Raw genomic sequence first — 19,338 nt, forward strand, 5'->3', positions numbered from 1 at the left:
AAAAAAAGAGGGAATTGGTCCCTCTTCACTTTTTACACATCATAATTTACAACGTAATGCTGCATTTCCGTATTGTAGTAGCCTTCACTATATTCAATTACTTCTCCAACTTCATCGTAAGAATAGCGCATACGTTTTAATAACGCTGTTCCCTCTTTTTCTCCTAACGCTTCTGCAACGAAATTAGGCGCAAATCCAACAGCGAATTCATCTCTGAAGTTTTCTAAATGTATACCACGGTCCTCGACTAGATCATAAAGCGATTGTAAGTCAAAGTCCGCTAAGTCTGTACTTGCCATTTGTGCTGAGAAATAGTGCGTATAATGAATGTACGGAGTATCATTTAAAGCATATAGGCGCTCAATACGAAAACTCTCTTTACCAAATAAACGAAATGGTACTGTTCCTTCTTCATTATGAACCACTTCTGCCTTTAGCAATTTCTTTTGTACTTTATAGCCTTCTTCCACTAACACTTCTGTAAATTTCTTTCCCTTTGAAAGCTTTGTCGCAGAAGTATTTCGAATGACTTTCGTTCCTTTACCACTTTTCTTTTCTAAATATCCTTCTTGAACGAGTTCTTTAATTGCGTTTCGCACTGTAATTTTACTCACTTTGAACTCTTCTTCTAATTGTGGTTCAGAAGGAATATTTGTATGAATGGCATAAACACCATGTAATATTCGATCACGAATAATATTTTTAATTTGTAAATATAATGGACCTCTTTTTCTCGTTACGTTCACCGTTACACCCACTACCTTTCTACATCACCTACTGATGCCGTCATTGCCCGAAGTATATCTTTCTCTGATGACATTGGCGTATCACCGACGATTGTATGTGCAAGCATTCCAGCTGCTGACGCAAATGAAACAGCTTTCTCTGGTGCAAACTCTTCTATCTCGCCATGAATAATTCCGCTCGTATAAGCATCTCCAGCACCTATTCTATCATATACAGAAAACGTAAGTGTTTTGGCAAAAGTGAACGTCCCATCTTTACATATGAATCCGCGAAGTGAGTGTGTATTATCGCTATTAATAGAACGATGTGTCCCAGCAATTGTAGCGATATTATATATTTCAGCGACTTTTGGAATAAGATCAACAAGCTGTGCTTCTCGCTCCGTCTCTTCCGTTTTCATTCCGAGAACAAACATCGCATCTTTTTCATTCATCATAACAATATCAGCAAGTCCCAGCATTTCTTCATAATGCGGTTTCGCCTGTTCATACCCATCTTCTCCCCAAAGCGATGGACGATAGTTGCAATCGAAAACGACAGTGCCTCCATTTTCTTTAACTGCCTTCGCCAAAGATTTCATATGATGGCGCACAGTATCATTCATCGCAAGGGTAATCCCGCAAAAATGAACGATATCAATTTCTTTTGCGATTTCTTCAAATTGGTACATCTCTTCACATGCCGTATTGAAACTACTTTCTAATCGGTTCGAATATGTAACGCGGCTTGCGCGTGCTCCAAATCCATTTTCTAAAAAGTACATACCAACATATTTACCGCCTCTTGAAACAAACGGTGCCTGAATGCCTAACTTTTGAATATGTGATACCGCAGCATCCCCAACAGAGTTTTCCGGTAAAGTTGAAATAAGAAAACCTTCATGCCCTAGATGAGAAAGTGCTGCTGCAACGTTCACACCTGTACCAGAAAATGAGTAATTTAAGGTGTTTGCTTGCGATAGCAATTCATACCCTGGCACTTGCAGGCGCATCATAACTTCACCGAATGCTGCAATTTTCTTACGCATATTGATCAACTAACTTCTTCACGACCGCTAGTAATTCACGAACATCTTCTGTTTTCGTATTGCCAGTTTCTTTATCAATAATAGAAGAGTACACGTGCGGGATAACTTGCTCTACGTTTGCTTCTAATGCAATACGTACAATTGTTTCAAAGTTTTCTTTATCAATTCCGCCTGTTGGCTCTAATGCAAATCCTTCTTCCGCACATGCTTTCGCAACAGCGCGATATTCTTCTTCATGCGCTAAACCTTTCATTGGGAAGTATTTCAATGAATTCCCGCCCATATCACGTACAAGTGCGATTGCTGTTTTAATTGGAACGATTGCTTTTTCTTCCCCAGCCGCACTAACTGGGCCAGTAGAAATATTTACGTAACCTACTTTTCCTGTTGGTGATACTAAACTATTAATCCAGCTATCTTTTCCGCCAAGATTTGCACGTGTTGCTCCAACTGAAGGGAACACTTGGTTAATATGGCTACCTGGATAATGCTTCGCAATTTCAGCTACAACTGCTGCTTGGCGATTATCTCCTGCTCCTAGTCCGATTGATACAGCGTCATCAATTTCTTTTCCGTATGCTTTCATCGCAGTTACTGCTTCTTCTACTGTTGGATAATCTTTTGATAACACTCCAACGACTACATAACCTTCTGCTGCCTCAAAGATATCTTTCGCATTTCGGGTATTGTTCGCTAATACATTTAATGCTACGCGGCCTTTATAAAAACGTTTTTGAATGTTTGTCATCTTAGTTTCCCCCTACAATTTCTCTCATTTTTTCTTCAATTACATGTATGTCATCACCTTGAAGTGGGCGTGGATCAATATCAAAGAATCCTTGTCTTACTCCGTAATCACGTGTGTAAATTGCGATTTCCCCTTCGCGTAACGCGGTCACAACATCTTTTGCAGTTTTATTTAATTCGTTCTCGTTAATATGAATACGCGCTCTAAAAATTGCTCTTCCAGCTTCATCTTGAACGATCGTTACATTTACACCGTTTAACTCTTTCAGCGGCATAAGTACTTGTAACAACTCTTTTTCTTGCTCACTCTTATCTTCTTTCACTCCGTACTCATCAAGCGCTTGAAGTAAGCCGAAAGTCGTCTCTTTCCCAACTTTCATACTTCTTCCGATGCAATGTAATTGTACTTTTAGCCATTTAATATATTTTCGTTTACCTCCGACAATACCAGAAGTAGGTCCTTCAATTGCCTTTGAACCGCTATAAATTGCAAGGTCTGAATACTTCACATACTTTTGAATATCTTCTTCAGCTGCCGCATCGACGATAAGTGGTACGTTATTTCGCTGCGCAACTTCCCATGCTTCTTCAACAGAAATCATATTTTTTTGCACTGCATGATGCGATTTCACATAAAGAATAGCTGCTGTATTTTCGCCAATTGCATCTTCAATATGCTCTGCTTTCCCTTCATTTGCGTAACCCACTTCAACGAGCTTACCGCCGCCTAAATAAATCATCGTTTCAACAGGAGCACCGTATTGAACGTTATGACCTTTTAACATAATCACTTCGTTTTTCAGGATTACCTCTTGATGAAGTCGTTCACTCTTACGACGATTTCCTTCTGTAACGATACCAGCGATAGAAAGCGCAATTCCGCTTGATGCTGAATTTACAACAACTGCTGCCTCTGAATCTAGAATTCTCGCAATATGGTCTCCCGCTTTATCTACTAAATCAGCAATTTCTACATAATTTTGTCCACCGTGTTTCATCGCATCCATAACTGTATCTGTAGGAGCGGATACACCTAAAATACTCATTCTACCGCTCGCATTAATAACTCTTTTTAATCCGTACTTAGCATTCAATGAATGACCCATTGATTACAACCCCTTTCGTATCAATTCTTATTTCAGCAATGCGCTGATCCCCTTCTGAATCAATTAACGTAATCGGTTCATCTTTCACCGTAAATAAAGTTAAGTTTGCAATATCGCCTTCTTGAATACGACCAAGCTCTGGTTTTTTCAGCCACTCTGCCGCATTTTTCGTAACTGCACCAATTACTTCTTCTAGCGGATAACCTAAGTAAAGGAATTTCGAAAGAACGTTAGCCATACTGTAAACTGGACCGTGTATACGATTCTTCCGGTAAATATCTGTACTAATCGTATTAAGGGCAATGCCGTAACGCTTCGCTGCCTCTGCTACTTTAAAAGAAAAACTAGCATTACCATGCCCAACATCTAAATGAACACCGCGTTTCACTGCATCTAATAACACAGATATCGGTTTTCCTTCTTCATCAAATAAATTATTTTCTTTCCCGTTTAAGTAATGTGTAATGACATCATCTTTTTCTAAAAGAGGTACAACTTCCTCTATACGCGGAGGAGCTGAACCGATATGTACCATAATCGGTAATGATGTTTCACGAGATAAAGAACGCGCTACGTGCAGCGGTTCAATTCCGCTATCACAAACGACACTTTTACTCATTCTCGCTTTTAATCCAACGATTACATCTTTATACTTTTCTACTGCATCTATTACTTTCTCTTTATCTATCCATTCCATATTGGATAATTCATCAATTCGTTTCAAACCGATGCGAGAAATATTTAAAAAGGCAAATAAATTCGTTTTTGCCTGTTCTCTACTTTGTACTAAATCTGCGATACGATCAGCTCCGCAGCTTCCCGCATCAACAATTGTCGTTACCCCTTGCTTAACGCCAATTTCATCTACCTCATCGCCATACGGATCAAACTCTGGAAAAGCATGAACGTGCAAATCAATCCATCCACTCGATACGTAAGTACCTGAGTAATCAAGAACCTTTCCACCCTCGCCAGCACCAGCTTTCGTCACCTGTGCGATTTTATTATTTTCAACTACAATGTCAATCTCTTCCCCGTTCACACGCTTCACATTACGTAGCACGAATCGTTCTGTCATTGTATTTCCACCCTTTTCTATAAGAAGCCATAAGAATACGCTTACATTAAAATTTCATTTTATATCTCTTTCACATATTTAGAGTATCACGAAAAAAAAGAAAAGTAAATATAACGTTATAATGTTTAATGGTAAATAAAAAAACAATCCACAAAATGTTGATAGTACAGGAAATTATATCAATGATTCGACAAGGAATATCGATTTACCGACAAAAAACGGCAATCTATTTCTTATATGCCAAAAGACTGACCCAAAACGGACCAGCCTTTTTCTCTATTCTTGAACCGTCACAATAACCCCGTCCATATTGTTCCCCGAAATTTCATATTGCTTATTTACTGGAACATTCACGTTCATACGATCTGAAACTTTATAATAAGAAACCGTATATTTCTTACCTTCAACCTCCGTTGAAACTTCTTTTTCCTCTTTTAAAAAGTCCAAATATTCCTCTAACGTAATCTTCTTTTTTTGCATAATTGCGCTATGTGGTAAGCCGACATAACGTATGTGCCACGGCTCATATTGAATGCCCGTAATATCACTTTTATTTTTCGGATAACGTAAAACAAATCCGTGCTTCCATACGTTCTCTTCAATCCATTTTCCTTCAGGCGCTTTCTCCATCTTCTTTTGAGTAGACCCAACGTCGAGTGATAACCCTAAATTATGTTCACTGTATCCTGCTGGAAGTGCATAATCAGATCCCATTTCCTTATATAATTTACTTTGTTCTTGAAAATCTCGGTAACCGCTACTCATTAAGAAATGCTGTACTCCATCTTTCCCAGCTGCATCGACAACGTTTAAAAACTTTTTTACAATATCCTTTGATAAACGAAGATTTCTATCAAATACCACATAACCTCTTACTAATTCACTATTGTGATTTACATTTATAATATCGGACCTAACACTATCTTTTTTAACCGGGTAATCTTTATTAACTAATAATAGATCACCTTTATAAATTTGTTCCTCTGTAACCTCTATCTTTTCAGTGTTCGCGGCTTTTACTTTGTTATCTTTTTCTGCAATTTTAACATCGATCTCCTTTTGAAATACTGGTAATATATAAAAGCCTACACATGCTGTACATACTATAAAAAGAGAAATAAATACCCACTTTTTCATTTCTAGTTCCTCCTTAACGTAACTTACGTATAGAATAGAAAAAACTATTAAAATAAAAAGTGGGGTAAAGTTTAAATTTTTATTAAATTGCTTTGCTCTCTTCTTTTGGTAATCTCACTTCAAATATCGTTCTAATTACGTTACTTTCAGCAGAGATTGTCCCATCATGCTGTTCGATAATATTTTTTGCGATAAATAACCCAAGGCCTGTTCCGCCCTGTTGCTCTGACCTGGCCTTATCACCTGTATAAAACATATCAAATAAATATGGTAAATCCTCTTCTGGAATGCTATCTCCGTAATTAATAATTTGTACAACTACCTCTTCATGATCAATATATCCGTTCACATCAACAAACTTTCCATCGTATCCATAGCGAATCGCATTCGTTAAAAGATTTTCAAATACTCGAGCTAACAATTTCCCGTCACCGTTAATAGGTAAATGCGAATCCATATTCAATCTCGCTTCTAAACCTTTTTTTTCTAATAACGGATATAATTCTTCATCTAACTGTATAAGTAATTCACTTATATCAATTGGTCTTTTTTCAATTTGCAACATGCCATAATTCATTCTCGTTATTTCAAATAATTCATCAATTAAGATTTCAAGCCTTTCGGATTTCGTAAAAGCAATTGTGGAAAAATGTTTAATTTGTTCCTTCGTCAAATTCTCATCTTTAAGAATTAAATCTAAATACCCTAAAACAGATGTTAGCGGCGTTCTTAAATCATGAGCTAAGTTGACAATTAGCTGATCTTTACTACTTTCCGCAAAGTCTCCTCGTTCAACCGCTTCTTTTAATTTTTCACTCGCTACATTAATTTCGCGTGCGATATATCCAAACTCATCATTTGATGAAACACGAACTTGATTTGAAAAATCTCCGTTCGCAAGATGATGAATCCCGTTCGAAATCTCATCAAAATATTTTAAATACGGTCTAGTAAGAAAGAAGAAAAACATAATGGACAGAGGAATAAATACAATTAAAAAGAAATTAATGTCCCCAATTTGTCTTACCATTGAACGAAATTGGGCTAAAGGATCCTCATAACGAACTGCTAATTTATAATAGAGACGTAGCCCCTCATAAATCAAATACGTTACGCCACCAGCTAATATCATACTTAACGCAAATAGCATAATCATCTTCGAGCGAAAGCTTCTCATCGTTTTAGCCATTGAAAGTATAACCTACCCCCCACACTGTTTTTATTAACTTATCCTTTCTTTTATCTTCCCCAAGCTTTTTTCGCAAAGTACGGATATGTACCATAACTGTATTTCCACTTTCGTAATACCCTTCAGCCCATACTTGCTGAAAAATATTTTCCACACTGTACACTTTCTTCGGATGACTTGCTAATACATATAAAATATCAAATTCTTTTGGTGTTAATTCAATTGGCTCTCCGTACACATTTACTGTTCTTCGCTCAGGATCAATAGCGACTCCGCCTATTTCTAAAGCAGATTTATTCTCCGCTACTTTCGGCTGATTTAACGTAAGAAATCTACGCAGTTGTGCATTTACACGTGCAACTAATTCAATCGGTGTAAAAGGTTTCGTCATATAATCATCTGCGCCTAATACAAGACCTGTCACTTTATCAAAATCAGATGTTTTCGCACTTAAGAAAATGATTGGCATGTGGTGCTTGCCGCGAATCTGCCTCGTCACTTCATATCCATCCATTTTCGGCATCATAATATCTAAAACCACTAAGTCAATTGGCTGCGTTTGAATAATATGCATGGCTTCTTCTCCATCAGCTGCTTTAACGACGTGGTAACCCTCTTTTTCTAAATGTATCTCAATTAAATCAGCAATTTCCGCTTCATCATCAGCTATTAAAATTGAAATGCGCTTCATTTTAGTCCCCCTACTTTATTCTGTTTTCATACGCTCGATTTTAAACTAGTCTATCCAATTTGTACAATAAGAAAAGGCTACCCGTAAGAGTAACCTTGATAAATGAAATTATATCGGCGATTTTCAAAATATATCAACTGTAATTTAAATTATATCAGCGATTTTTTTAATATATCGACTTACCGACAATTAACGACAAAATCATCCCGCTATTTGCAGGTAGTCAGTACTAATAAAAGCTCCCATTCATCGCTCAAAAATAATCCGCTGCTTTGTTATTTCTTCCAACCTGCCTCGATCTACTTCATACTCACGTTCAATACTTTGCGGTACCCTTACTTTTCCGCCTTCAAGCATCACTTCTGGTAAAATGATATCCTTCTCCCAATGTCTACTAGAAGCAGATATATCTCCAGGAATCGTAAAGTTTGGCAAAGAGGCAAGTGCAACATTTTGAGCTCGTGAAATCCCCATTTCTACCATACCACCGCACCAAACTGGTATGTTATGCTCCATACAATAATTATGGATTTGAACGGACTCTGTTAATCCGCCCACTCGCCCTGGTTTAATATTAACGACGCGGCAACTGCCAAGCGTAATCGCAACACGTGCGTCTTCTAAACTATGGATGCTTTCATCTAAACAAATCGGTGTTTCAATTTTCTTTTGCAACTGTGCATGATCAAGAAAATCATAATCCGCTAACGGTTGTTCAATCATCATAAGTTGGAATTCATCTAGTCGTTTCAACTTCTCCGTATCCGCTAATGTATAAGCTGAATTTGCATCAGCCATTAACGGGATATTCGGAAACTCTTTACGAATTTCTTTCAGTAATTCGTAATCATGTTCTGGCTTTATTTTCACTTTAAAGCGCTCGTATCCTTCTTCCGCGTACTTCTCGATTTGTTTTAGCATAACTGGAATTGTATTGATCCCAATCACAACGCCGACTTCAATTTCAGACCTATTTCCGCCAAGCAATATCGCTAACGACTGCTTTTGACGCTTCGCATATAAATCCCAGACAGCACCTTCAATTCCGGCCTTTGCCATTCGGTTTCTCTTTATATGTTGGAACAAAGATGGTACTTCATTCGGATGAGAGATTTCAGCTTTCAATAAATCTGGTAATAAAAAATCCTGAAGTACATGCAGCGCTGTCTTCACCGTTTCTTCCGTATACCACGGTTCAGAAAATGCAACGACTTCACCAAAACCAATGTATCCATCTGTATCTTCTAATTCAATGACGATACTTTCACGCTTTTCATAAGTCCCGTAACTTGCCGCAAACGGGATAATGAGCGGCATTTCCGTTATATAAAGTGTCGCTTTTTTTATTTCCACCTACATCTCCTCCACTAATTGTCTTAACTCTCGTCTTAACAATTTCTTCGAAGCATTTCGTGGTAATTCCTCTAAGAAACATGCTTTCTTCGGCACTTTATATTTCGCTAATTTCTCTTCGCAAAAACGAAGAATTTCTTCTTCTGTTACGTCTCCACTTTTTACAACAAAAGCAGCTGGTACTTGTCCCCAACTTTCGTCAGCCATACCGACAACACCCGCTTCTACTACCGCCGGATGAGAGAGCAATACTTCTTCAATTTGAGCTGGATATATATTTTCTCCGCCAGAAATAATTAAATCACTGCGTCGATCTAATACGTATAAAAATCCTTCCTCATCTAAATAACCGAGGTCACCAGTATGAAGCCATCCATTTCTGATCGCCTCATGCGTCGCATCTTCACGGTTAAAGTAGCCACCTGTTACGTTCGGTCCTTTTACTACAATTTCTCCTTCAGCACGGGGCGGCACAACTACGCCGTCTTTTTCAATACGAAGCTGACACTGAAATAGTGGTTTTCCGGCTGATCCTACTTTCGTTAACATGTAATCTGCTGTTAACGTACAAATTTGCGATGATGTTTCTGTCATACCGTACGTTTGATACACAGGAATTCCTTTTTCCACACATGTTTCTAATAACGGCTTCGGTGCTGGTCCTCCCCCAAGTAACATGCATCGTAAAGAAGATGGATATGTACCTTCGCCAAGTCGTTCTAATAAATCTGTTAGCATTTTAGAAACGACAGAAATAATCGTAACGCCTCTCGTTTGAAGTGCTTTATGAATAAAATTAGCATCATATTTTGGAACGAGTAAAATGCGCATACCGTACATAATATTTTTCATTAAAAGAGATAACCCACCAACGTGGAACATTGGCATACAAGCTAACCAACAATCATCATCACGAAGCCCTAAATTAAGCGAAGAACCGACTGCACTTGCCCAGTGGTTACCGTACGTTAAAACAACGCCTTTCGGTTTCCCTGTCGTCCCTGACGTATAAATAATTGTCATCGCTTCTTCTAAAGAGAATTCTTCTTGTATAAATGCTTCCGCCTTCGGTCCTTGCATCACTTCAGCAAATGAACATACTGGAACATTTTCCGTCTCAAACTCTTGATCCGTCACTAAACAAACAACTTCCGCATCATCCATTTGCCAAAGTAGCTCTTCTCTTGAAAGACGCGTATTTAAAAGCACAGCTACTGCACCTATGTAAGATAGGGCGTGAATAACTGTAATCATCTCCATACCATTTTTCATCAGAACAGCCACCTTTTGCGCCCGCTTCACTCCTATATGCGTGAGGTGTTCACAAACAGATACTACTTTTTCATGCAGCTGCACGAAAGTAACCTTCTCCTCTTCAATTTCAATTGCAGTGCGATCAGGTGTTAAAAATGCACGTTGCATTAACCAATTCGGCATCGTCTCCATCACTCATTCTCCTTTCATGAAAGAAAGAGACCTGATATGACATCAAGTCTCTTAGTTGTTTTGTTTCCGGTGTGATCTTTTGGTTGCGTCTCACATTGTGTGCGAGCTGCTTCCGCTTTTCATCACATCCAGCTGCGCCTCCTAGCCCCTTCCGTCTAAGAACCTTCCGCACGAGAAAGTAAAAAACACTTTCTGTGCGAAAGAACCTTAGCCTACGGGGCTAAACAGTCGGCTCCGCTTTTAAAACATCCAGCTACAGCAGCTAGAACAGTCGGTCGTTTCACGCCTTCCTGCGAGGCAAAAAGCGCCTCTTTTTCAGGAGTTCCAACGCCCTCTTGTTCTGAACGAGCTGCTTCCGCTTTTGGTTTCATCCAGCTACAGCGGCTAGAACAGTCGGTCGTTTCACGCCTTCCTGCGAGGCAAAAAGCGCCTCTTTTTCAGGAGTTCCAACGCCCTCTTGTTCTGAACGAGCTGCTTCCGCTTTTGGTTTCATCCAGCTACAGCGGCTAGAATGTTCGGTGGCTTCACTTCTTCCTACGAGGCAAAAAGCGCCTCTCTGTCAGAAGCTCCATCCCCCTCACATTCTAAGCGAGCCGCTTCCGCTTTTGGTTTGATCACGGGAAACGAGGGAATTGACCGAAGTCCGGAGTGCGTTTTTCTTTGAACGCATCGCGGCCTTCTTTTGCTTCGTCAGTTGTGTAGTACAATAACGTTGCGTCTCCAGCTAGTTGTTGAATACCAGCTAAACCGTCTGTGTCTGCGTTGAATGCAGCTTTTAGGAAACGAAGTGCCATTGGGCTGTTTGCTAAAATTTCTTGTGACCATTGTACTGTTTCTGCTTCAAGTTCTTCTAATGGTACTACTGTGTTTACTAAGCCCATATCAAGTGCTTCTTGTGCACTATATTGACGGCATAGGTACCAAATTTCACGAGCTTTCTTATGGCCTACCATACGAGCTAAATAACCAGCTCCGTATCCACCGTCAAAGCTTCCTACTTTAGGACCTGTTTGTCCGAATACAGCGTTGTCTGCAGCGATTGTTAAGTCACATACGATATGAAGTACGTGTCCACCACCGATTGCATAACCTGCTACCATTGCGATAACCGGTTTAGGGATTGCGCGAATTAGACGTTGTAAGTCTAATACGTTTAAACGTGGGATTTGGTCGTCACCTACATAGCCACCATGACCGCGAACTTTTTGGTCGCCGCCAGAACAGAATGCACGTCCACCTTCACCTGTTAAAATGATAACGCCAACATTTGCATCATCACGAGCGTGTGCAAAAGCATTGATTAACTCCATTACCGTTTTAGGACGGAATGCATTATGTACTTCAGGGCGGTTAATCGAAATCTTTGCGATGCCATTGTATGTTGAATAAATAATATCTTCGTAATTGCCTTCTTTTACCCATTCAATAGTCATTACTATTACCTCCTTTTATATTTCTGATCTCCGCTATAAGTGCAACTTCCTTCTTGCTGAAAAAAGTATCACTGCATAGTTTTTAGAAATCCCTTTACTATTGTATCAAACTTTTCCGGTTGTTCCACATGAATTGCATGGCCAGCCCCATCAATTTTGACAAATTTCGCATGAGGGATGCATTTTTCGATGTTTTTTAATAGGCGAAAGAACTTTTCATCGCTTTCTCCATTCAGTAAAAGGACAGGCATTTTTAGGTTTTGCAATTCGTTCCACCATGAAGGTTGAGCCCCTGTTCCCATGCCACGAAGACTATTTGCAAGTCCTTTTGGATTATTAGCAAGTCGTTCTTTTCGCACCGCTTCTTTTACGTTTTGCACTAAACGTTTTTGCGTTTCAAATAGCGGAATATTTTCCCACATCGATACAAAACTTCGGATGCCTTCTTGCTCAATTTTATCGGCAAGTCGTTCATCTTTTTCCTTGCGTTCTTTTCGCTCCTTTGCACTCTCAAGTCCAGCTGTACAGTTTTCTAAAAGAAGCGAACGCACATATTCTGGATATAAGCATGCCATCGTAATCGCAAGTCTACCACCCATTGAATAGCCAAGTATGTGCGCATTTTCAATATGAAGATGATCCAGTAGTTCTTTCATTTGCAGTGCCACATTTTGAATATCATAATGCATCATATCTTCAGGACTTTCCGTTTTCCCGTGTCCAACAATGTCTACTAGAATGACTTGAAACTGCTCGCTCCAAGAAGGAATAAAGGAACCCCACGTTTCCATGCTTCCCGTAAAACCATGAAGAAGTAGAAGTGGTTCCCCGCTTCCGGCTACTTCATATTCATACGATACACCTTGCAATGTTACTTTCATTTTGATTCACCTTGCAAAGATGTAGTAATAACGTCCATTGTTTTTGCCCATAGTTCACGATGTAATTTCAAGTTTTCTTCGCGATTCGTACAAATTTCCACGACGTGTAATCCATTCGTTTTCGTTCCAGTTTGTACTTCTTCTCGGAAGTTTTCCCAACCATTTACACGGCTAAATGAACCACCATACATTTTGACAACATGTTCATAATCAAGCCCAATTGGTGTTCCAAATAATGATTCGAAATGTTCCTTTTTCTCGTATTGTGGTAAGAATGAGAAAATACCTCCACCATCATTATTTACAACAACAATCGTTATATTTAACTCATGTAGTTTCGCGGCTAATAGTCCGTTTAAATCGTGATAAAATGATAAATCACCGATTACTAATACGAGCGGATCACAAATAATACTCGCTCCTAAAGCTGTTGAAATGATTCCATCAATACCATTTACACCGCGGTTCGCCATTACTTGAATGTTTTTATCCGATGTGAAGAAAAATGAATCGGTATCGCGAATTGGCATACTATTACTCGCAAATAACGTTGCCCCTTCTGGTAATACACTTACAATATCCGTAATTACTTTCCCTTCAAATGCCGTTTCATATGTTTCCATCTCACGAAGCGTTTCTCTCGTTTTCTCGTTTATTTGTTTCCACATTCCGAACCAATCATTCTTTTTCATAACTGGCATTTTCTCTAGTAATGCTCTGCAAAATTCACTGTCACTAGCTTGTACAACTTCTGTCGCAACTAGAGCTGGATCTCTCCATTGTCCAGATTCATCGACAACGATATGAACAGCTTTCGTTTGTTTTTTGATGAACTGCGTTAATGCTTTAGAGACAGGCATTCCTCCGAAACGAATTAAAACATTCGGCTTCCACGTTTCTTTTAACAATTCATTTCGTAAAAATGTATCGTAACAATCTATAACCATCGTTTTATCATGATTACCACTACGGAGGTTAGAAAGTGGATCTGCTAAAATTGGATACCCTGTTTTCTCAGCTACTTTCATAACAACTTCTGTTATTTCTGGATGACTGCCGTCTCCACAAATAATAAGCCCCTTTTCCATATGTGAAAGGCGCCCTACAAGAGAATCTACATATTCACTCGGCATCGTCACGTTCCCTTGCTGAACTACTCCTGTATATTCACCACGCCCTTTATCCCATAAACTTTCTAATGAGAAATCCGGTATAAGCGGCTCGCGAACTGGAAAATTAAGATGAACAGGTCCTTGCGGGGCTAGAAGTGCACTTGCTATCGTACGCTGCGTTGTCATTCGAGCGTAATGATACATTGCTTCACTCGCTTCAGGAAGTGCCATCTCTGTAAATTGCTTCACAAAAGTACCGTATAAATTAAATTGATTCATCGCCTGTGGTGCACCCACATCTCTTAATTCATGCGGTCTATCCGCTGTTAATACGATAAGCGGCACTCGTGAATGAAACGCTTCACATACAGCTGGATAATAGTTCGCTGCTGCCGTCCCTGACGTACATAATAGCGCAACAGGACGTTTTTTTGCTTTCGCAATACCGAGCGCAAAAAATCCTGCTGATCTTTCGTCTACATGTAAATATGTTTTCATTCCTTCATGTTGTTCCATTAGTAAGGCAATCGGCGTTGACCGTGAGCCAGGACTAATGACAACATCACATACATTTAGACGCGTCAGTTCGTCCACGAACGCGCCTAAATAATATGATAATGCTTCTATATGATTGTTCATTTCATTAATTCCTCCAAAGCACCAAGCATCGGTCTAAACTTCAAACTTGTTTCTTCATATTCAAGCTGAGCTACTGAATCAATTACGATACCACAGCCGGCAAATAAGGATGCCTTTTCGCCATTTAATAATCCGCAGCGAAGTGCAACCGCAAATTCACCATTTCCTTCATCATCTATAAAGCCAATTGGTGCACCATATAATCCTCTATCTAAAAGCTCTACATCACGGATTAATTTCAACGCCTCATGACGAGGTGTACCACCAAGAGCTGGTGTTGGATGTAATTCTTCTACCATCGTTAAAAGACTTGCATCACCTTTTGCTTCTACTGGCGTATATAAATGGATTAAATTTTTCGTCGTTAATAAGCCTGGGCTCTCCGGAATATTAACAGATTCGCAATGCTCACTTAGCACACCTCGAATCATGTTAACTACATAACCGTGTTCAGCCAAATTCTTTTCATCATGAAGAAGCGTCTCACCATTTTTTTTACTTTCTTCTATAGAATTGCCATGACCAATTGAACCAGCAAGGCACATCGATGTGAACTTCTCGCCTTCTTTTCGAATCAATCGCTCAGGTGTCGCCCCTAAGAAGCATGCTCCTTTATAATCAAAAGAAAATACGTAACAATCCGGTTGCCCAATGCGAAGCGCTTCTAAAACAAGAACGGAATCAATATGCTGATCCATCGTTAATTTTAGCTCCCTTGCTAATACAACCTTCTGCACGTTCCCTTGCTTCATTTCATCTTGCACTTTTCCAATCGCGTTCATCCAGCCACTCGGATCAACTTCTACTTTAGAAGTAACTGTTAATTTTGATCCTACTAGTGCACATTTACTCTCTTGTAAAATTCTCTCTTCTACAGAAATAATTTCGTTATAAAGAGTTTCTGCACAATCTTCGGCTGAAACGAACTGATTAATCGTTAACCACGCCTTTTCATTTTTTACAGTTAATAAAAATGCTGGTAGTGAAAATGTGGTATCATCAAATTCTTTCCAAAGATTCGTTTTTTCTTTTTCTTGGTCAAATGAAAATCCACCAAATAAAAGAGGACCTGTTCCAAATTCGTATCCTTCTCTTTGTACGAATGCTTTCTCTTTTACTTTATCCCACTCGTCACGAGCAGTTTGAAAGCGTTTGTGAGAAGAATTTGCTATAGTGAAAACAGAGCCAATTCCAGCAAATATTACATGCTGAGCTGGGTCTGCAAAATAACATCTATTTTCGAATGCGATCCTTTTTCCTGCTGCATAAAACAGAAGTGGATCCACCCAATCTATTTGTTTTACAAAACTAACTAATGTTTTTTCATCAGTCGCACGCTTAATAGCTGTAACAAGAACTTCTTGTAAGCCTTTTCGTTTCGTTTGAATCACAATTGTCTCCCCCCTATGGGCGAAAAATAGTCATAATTACGCTTGATTTTAAGATACACCTCAAAGGAAAGGCCTGTCAACGTTTAGCATTTCTGAGAAATTCACCTTCTCTTCCTAGAAAATAAACGTTGACACTAAATGATGCTTTTTCTACACTTAATTGTGTACAATATGTGACCAAGGAGGATTCAACATGGAAATGAACGTCGAAACGAATTCCTCTCCTACGTCGCCAAAGCCAAGTAAACAAACAGGCTGGCGAATTTGGTGGAGTTTATTACGTCCCCATACATTAACAGCAGCTTTCGTTCCTGTTTTCATCGGAACAGCTTTTGCAATGCAGGTCGGAGGTATAAATCAAATACATCTTCCTCTTTTCTTTATGATGCTTCTTGCTTGCCTTCTCATTCAAGCAGCAACGAACATGTTTAATGAATACTTTGATTATAAAAGAGGACTCGATCATGAAGGTTCAGTTGGAATAGGCGGTGCTATCGTCCGCGATGGCATTAAACCAAAAACCGTTCTTAACTTAGCATTCGGATTTTTAGGCATCGCAACGCTATTAGGTGTTTATATTTGTATGAACTCTAGCTGGTGGCTTGCTGCAATCGGTCTTGTTTGTATGGCCGTTGCTTACCTTTACACTGGTGGCCCTATTCCAATTGCGTACACACCATTTGGAGAGCTAACAGCAGGATTATTTATGGGTGTCATTATTATTGGTATTTCATTCTTTATCCAAACAGGCGCAGTAACATCAGAAGTGATTTTATTATCTATTCCAAGCTCCATTTTAATTGGTGCAATTTTACTATCTAACAATATTCGTGATTTAGATGGTGATAAAGAAAATGGTCGTAAAACGTTAGCAATTCTCGTTGGACGCGAAAGAGCCGTTGGTGTACTTGCTTCTATGTTTATCGTTGCCTACATTTGGACAATCGCTTTAATCATCGTTAACATCGTATCACCATGGATGCTTATCGTATTCTTAAGTGTACCGAAAGCATTTAAAGCGACGAAAGGCTTTATCGGCAAAAGCATTCCAATGGAAATGGTACCTGCGATGATTTCAACAGCAAAAACAAATACAATTTTCGGTCTCCTAATGGGAATCGGATTATTGCTTGGATACTTCCTATAGAAAGGAGCTGCTTATGCGGCTCCTTTTTTCATATACCGACTTCCCGGCTGAAATTCATCTCATAATTCCTACTCTCAACGCTCATACTATGTAAAGAAACTGAATTGTAGGAAGGTGGACGACTATGTTAACTCCACAACAAATAAATCAATTTAAATCTATTCTAGAAAAACAACAGCAAGAAGTTGAACAAACGATACAAACTCATGAAGATGAAAACCGTGCATCTGAACGTGATTCAGTAGGAGAATTGTCTAGCTATGACAACCATCCAGGTGATATGGCTACAGAATTGTACGAACGTGAGAAAGATTTCGGACTCATCGAATTTTGGCATAAACAGTTAGAAGATACGAAACATGCTCTGCAAAAAATTGAAGCTGGTACGTACGGAATTTGCGAAGTGTCTGGTGAGGAAATTCCATTTGAAAGATTAGAAGCAATGCCAACTGCTACAACGTGTATTCAGCACACTACAAATAAATTAGATATGCAGACGCGCCCAGTTGAAGAAGAGGTGCTAGATCCTTCGTTTCATAAGCACGACGAAGATCATTCTGTAGAGTACGATGCTGAAGATGCTTGGCAAGACGTCGCAAATTATGGAACATCAGAAACACCATCCGATTTAGAAAGACAGGATTCAAAAAACTATAATGGCATGTACGTAAATAGTGAAGAAAATGTTGGGTATGTAGAGGATTTCGAAAACTTTATTGGAACAGATATGTATGGAAAAAACCCACAAGTTTTCGCAACAGAAGAACATGAAGAATATGAACAATTGCTTGATGACTTTGAAGAACGCACCTTTAAAGGTGAATTATCTTCAGATGAGTCTGGTTCTAAAGCATAAAAAAAGCATTCCGAAATTCGGAATGCTTTTTTTCGCTAGCTAATTAGTTTTTTGTAACGTTAGCTGCTTGTGGTCCGCGGTTTCCATCAACGATTTCGAAAGAAACTTCTTGACCTTCTTCTAAAGTTTTGAAGCCGTCGCCTTGAATAGCTGAGAAATGTACGAATACGTCTTCTCCGCCTTCAACTTCGATGAAGCCAAAACCTTTTTCGCCGTTAAACCATTTAACTTTACCTGTTTGCATGTCATGTACCTCCTAAATAAAAATGAAACTATGAATCCACATGAAAAGGTGGATATAAAGGACATGAATGTATAACAAGCTTACAGCCTTTAATACAACGTGCTTTATTTCCGTACCACATTATGTAGCTCAATAGTGTTTTCACTATATCATGCTATATCAAAAACGTCAAATGAGAACACTTTCGTCCCATCGTTTTTTATAATTCTAGTATAACCTTAAATTTTTATTCTATTTTTATTCAAAAATTAATAAAACTACAGTATTCTAATTCCTTTGATTTCTGTACAATATAATTACTACATATGATGAGGTGAAAAAATGCAATCACATGAAATCGAGTATAAATTATATGGCGATGATATGCAGTTTGTTGAAATTGAATTGGATCCAGAAGAAAGCGTTGTCGCAGAGGCTGGCGCAATGATGATGATGGAAGATCATATCGAAATGGAAACGATTTTCGGTGATGGTTCTGGACCATCTAATGGTCTATTCGGTAAATTAATGGGCGCAGGTAAACGTCTCGTTACAGGTGAAAGTATGTTTATGACTGTATTTACAAATACAGGTCATGGCAAACGACACGTATCATTCGCCGCTCCTTATCCTGGAAAAATTATTCCTGTTGATTTAACAGAATATCAAGGAAAAGTAGTCTGCCAAAAAGATGCATTTCTTTGTGCCGCAAAAGGTGTTTCTATCGGAATTGAGTTTACTAAAAAAATAGGAACTGGCTTCTTCGGTGGTGAAGGTTTCATCATGCAGAAACTTGAAGGTGATGGTCTAGCTTTCATGCATGCAGGCGGAACTGTATATAAGCGTGAATTAAAACCTGGTGAGAAACTTCGCATTGATACAGGTTGTCTCGTTGCAATGACAAAAGACGTTAACTACGATGTTCAATTCGTTGGAAAAGTAAAAACAGCTCTATTTGGCGGTGAAGGTTTATTCTTCGCAACGCTAGAAGGTCCTGGAACGGTTTGGATTCAGTCCTTAACACTTAGCCGCTTAGCAGCACGCCTTACAAGCCCAGCAGCTCAAAACAGCGGTGAAGGTAGCGTTTTAGGCGGACTTGGTCGTTTATTAGATGGAAAAGAGTAAGAAGTGCCCT

Annotated in this window: 20 protein-coding genes; 3 read left to right on the forward strand and 17 right to left on the reverse strand. The window is 39.0% G+C overall.

The genetic code is table 11. The annotated features are described in order from the left end of the window. Nucleotides 1–32: 32 nt before the first annotated feature. The 16 genes from LCF45_RS23915 to LCF45_RS23990 form a co-directional block, all read right to left on the reverse strand. Nucleotides 33–758 carry a GntR family transcriptional regulator gene (locus LCF45_RS23915; RefSeq protein ID WP_002015828.1) on the reverse strand — a complete coding sequence of 242 codons (726 nt, stop codon included), beginning with the start codon at nucleotides 756–758 and terminating at the stop codon, nucleotides 33–35. Further along, nucleotides 758–1,774, reverse strand: coding sequence for a sugar kinase (locus LCF45_RS23920; RefSeq protein WP_002129637.1), 1,017 nt, complete (start codon nucleotides 1,772–1,774; stop codon nucleotides 758–760). Before LCF45_RS23920 ends, LCF45_RS23915 begins: the two co-directional genes overlap by 1 nt. Next, nucleotides 1,767–2,522 carry a 2-dehydro-3-deoxy-phosphogluconate aldolase gene (gene dagF, locus LCF45_RS23925; protein WP_002129639.1) on the reverse strand — a complete coding sequence of 252 codons (756 nt, stop codon included), beginning with the start codon at nucleotides 2,520–2,522 and terminating at the stop codon, nucleotides 1,767–1,769. Before dagF ends, LCF45_RS23920 begins: the two co-directional genes overlap by 8 nt. A 1-nt stretch (nucleotide 2,523) precedes the next feature. Then, the gene (locus LCF45_RS23930) at nucleotides 2,524–3,627 is read right to left on the reverse strand and encodes a DgaE family pyridoxal phosphate-dependent ammonia lyase (RefSeq protein ID WP_263894330.1); all 1,104 of its coding nucleotides are present in this window, start codon (nucleotides 3,625–3,627) and stop codon (nucleotides 2,524–2,526) included. Next, nucleotides 3,605–4,705, reverse strand: coding sequence for an amidohydrolase/deacetylase family metallohydrolase (locus tag LCF45_RS23935; protein WP_263894331.1), 1,101 nt, complete (start codon nucleotides 4,703–4,705; stop codon nucleotides 3,605–3,607). Before LCF45_RS23935 ends, LCF45_RS23930 begins: the two co-directional genes overlap by 23 nt. A 276-nt stretch (nucleotides 4,706–4,981) precedes the next feature. Beyond that, a complete protein-coding gene (locus LCF45_RS23940; RefSeq protein ID WP_263894332.1) occupies nucleotides 4,982–5,842 on the reverse strand; it encodes a M15 family metallopeptidase in 861 nt (286 codons plus the stop codon). Between the two features lie 82 nt (nucleotides 5,843–5,924). Then, complete coding sequence (locus LCF45_RS23945; protein ID WP_002164874.1) at nucleotides 5,925–7,031, reverse strand: HAMP domain-containing sensor histidine kinase; 1,107 nt, start codon at nucleotides 7,029–7,031, stop codon at nucleotides 5,925–5,927. Beyond that, entirely contained in the window at nucleotides 7,024–7,722 is a 699-nt protein-coding gene (locus LCF45_RS23950) for a response regulator transcription factor (RefSeq protein ID WP_002015820.1), read from the reverse strand. The genes LCF45_RS23945 and LCF45_RS23950 overlap by 8 nt, the downstream gene beginning before the upstream one ends. Before the next feature lie 246 nt (nucleotides 7,723–7,968). Then, on the reverse strand, nucleotides 7,969–9,075 hold the full coding sequence (gene menC / locus LCF45_RS23955; protein WP_263894333.1) for an o-succinylbenzoate synthase: 1,107 nt from the start codon (nucleotides 9,073–9,075) through the stop codon (nucleotides 7,969–7,971). Beyond that, nucleotides 9,076–10,521: an o-succinylbenzoate--CoA ligase gene (locus LCF45_RS23960; protein WP_263894334.1), complete on the reverse strand. Its 1,446-nt coding sequence runs from the start codon at nucleotides 10,519–10,521 to the stop codon at nucleotides 9,076–9,078. A gap of 212 nt (nucleotides 10,522–10,733) precedes the next feature. Beyond that, nucleotides 10,734–10,892 (reverse strand): hypothetical protein, encoded by a 159-nt coding sequence (locus LCF45_RS23965; RefSeq protein ID WP_033713152.1) that lies wholly within the window; start codon nucleotides 10,890–10,892, stop codon nucleotides 10,734–10,736. Further along, entirely contained in the window at nucleotides 10,889–11,014 is a 126-nt protein-coding gene (locus tag LCF45_RS23970) for a hypothetical protein (RefSeq protein WP_263894335.1), read from the reverse strand. Before LCF45_RS23970 ends, LCF45_RS23965 begins: the two co-directional genes overlap by 4 nt. Nucleotides 11,015–11,135: 121 nt before the next feature. Continuing rightward, complete coding sequence (gene menB / locus LCF45_RS23975; protein WP_002089233.1) at nucleotides 11,136–11,954, reverse strand: 1,4-dihydroxy-2-naphthoyl-CoA synthase; 819 nt, start codon at nucleotides 11,952–11,954, stop codon at nucleotides 11,136–11,138. A gap of 68 nt (nucleotides 11,955–12,022) precedes the next feature. Next, nucleotides 12,023–12,835 carry a 2-succinyl-6-hydroxy-2,4-cyclohexadiene-1-carboxylate synthase gene (gene menH, locus LCF45_RS23980; RefSeq protein WP_197219516.1) on the reverse strand — a complete coding sequence of 271 codons (813 nt, stop codon included), beginning with the start codon at nucleotides 12,833–12,835 and terminating at the stop codon, nucleotides 12,023–12,025. Further along, complete coding sequence (gene menD / locus LCF45_RS23985; protein ID WP_002129652.1) at nucleotides 12,832–14,586, reverse strand: 2-succinyl-5-enolpyruvyl-6-hydroxy-3-cyclohexene-1-carboxylic-acid synthase; 1,755 nt, start codon at nucleotides 14,584–14,586, stop codon at nucleotides 12,832–12,834. The genes menH and menD overlap by 4 nt, the downstream gene beginning before the upstream one ends. Beyond that, on the reverse strand, nucleotides 14,583–15,977 hold the full coding sequence (locus LCF45_RS23990; protein WP_002129654.1) for an isochorismate synthase: 1,395 nt from the start codon (nucleotides 15,975–15,977) through the stop codon (nucleotides 14,583–14,585). The genes menD and LCF45_RS23990 overlap by 4 nt, the downstream gene beginning before the upstream one ends. 193 nt (nucleotides 15,978–16,170) lie before the next feature. Here LCF45_RS23990 and LCF45_RS23995 point away from each other — a divergent pair, with 193 nt between their 5' ends. Together LCF45_RS23995 and LCF45_RS24000 are read left to right on the forward strand one after the other, a co-directional pair. Continuing rightward, nucleotides 16,171–17,124: a 1,4-dihydroxy-2-naphthoate polyprenyltransferase gene (locus tag LCF45_RS23995; protein ID WP_002129656.1), complete on the forward strand. Its 954-nt coding sequence runs from the start codon at nucleotides 16,171–16,173 to the stop codon at nucleotides 17,122–17,124. Nucleotides 17,125–17,248: 124 nt separating this feature from the next. After that, a complete protein-coding gene (locus LCF45_RS24000; protein ID WP_002129658.1) occupies nucleotides 17,249–17,980 on the forward strand; it encodes a yteA family sporulation protein in 732 nt (243 codons plus the stop codon). Nucleotides 17,981–18,023: 43 nt separating this feature from the next. On the opposite strand, the gene cspD is transcribed toward LCF45_RS24000, so the two are convergent. Further along, nucleotides 18,024–18,224, reverse strand: coding sequence for a cold-shock protein CspD (gene cspD / locus LCF45_RS24005; protein ID WP_001193051.1), 201 nt, complete (start codon nucleotides 18,222–18,224; stop codon nucleotides 18,024–18,026). 321 nt (nucleotides 18,225–18,545) lie between these two features. Here cspD and LCF45_RS24010 point away from each other — a divergent pair, with 321 nt between their 5' ends. Continuing rightward, nucleotides 18,546–19,328, forward strand: a complete 783-nt coding sequence (locus LCF45_RS24010; protein WP_263894336.1) for a TIGR00266 family protein — start codon at nucleotides 18,546–18,548, stop codon at nucleotides 19,326–19,328. Nucleotides 19,329–19,338: the final 10 nt, after the last annotated feature.

It is taken from the genome of Bacillus sp. 41-22, assembly GCF_025809295.1.
In the GTDB taxonomy this organism is placed as follows: domain Bacteria; phylum Bacillota; class Bacilli; order Bacillales; family Bacillaceae_G; genus Bacillus_A; species Bacillus_A mycoides.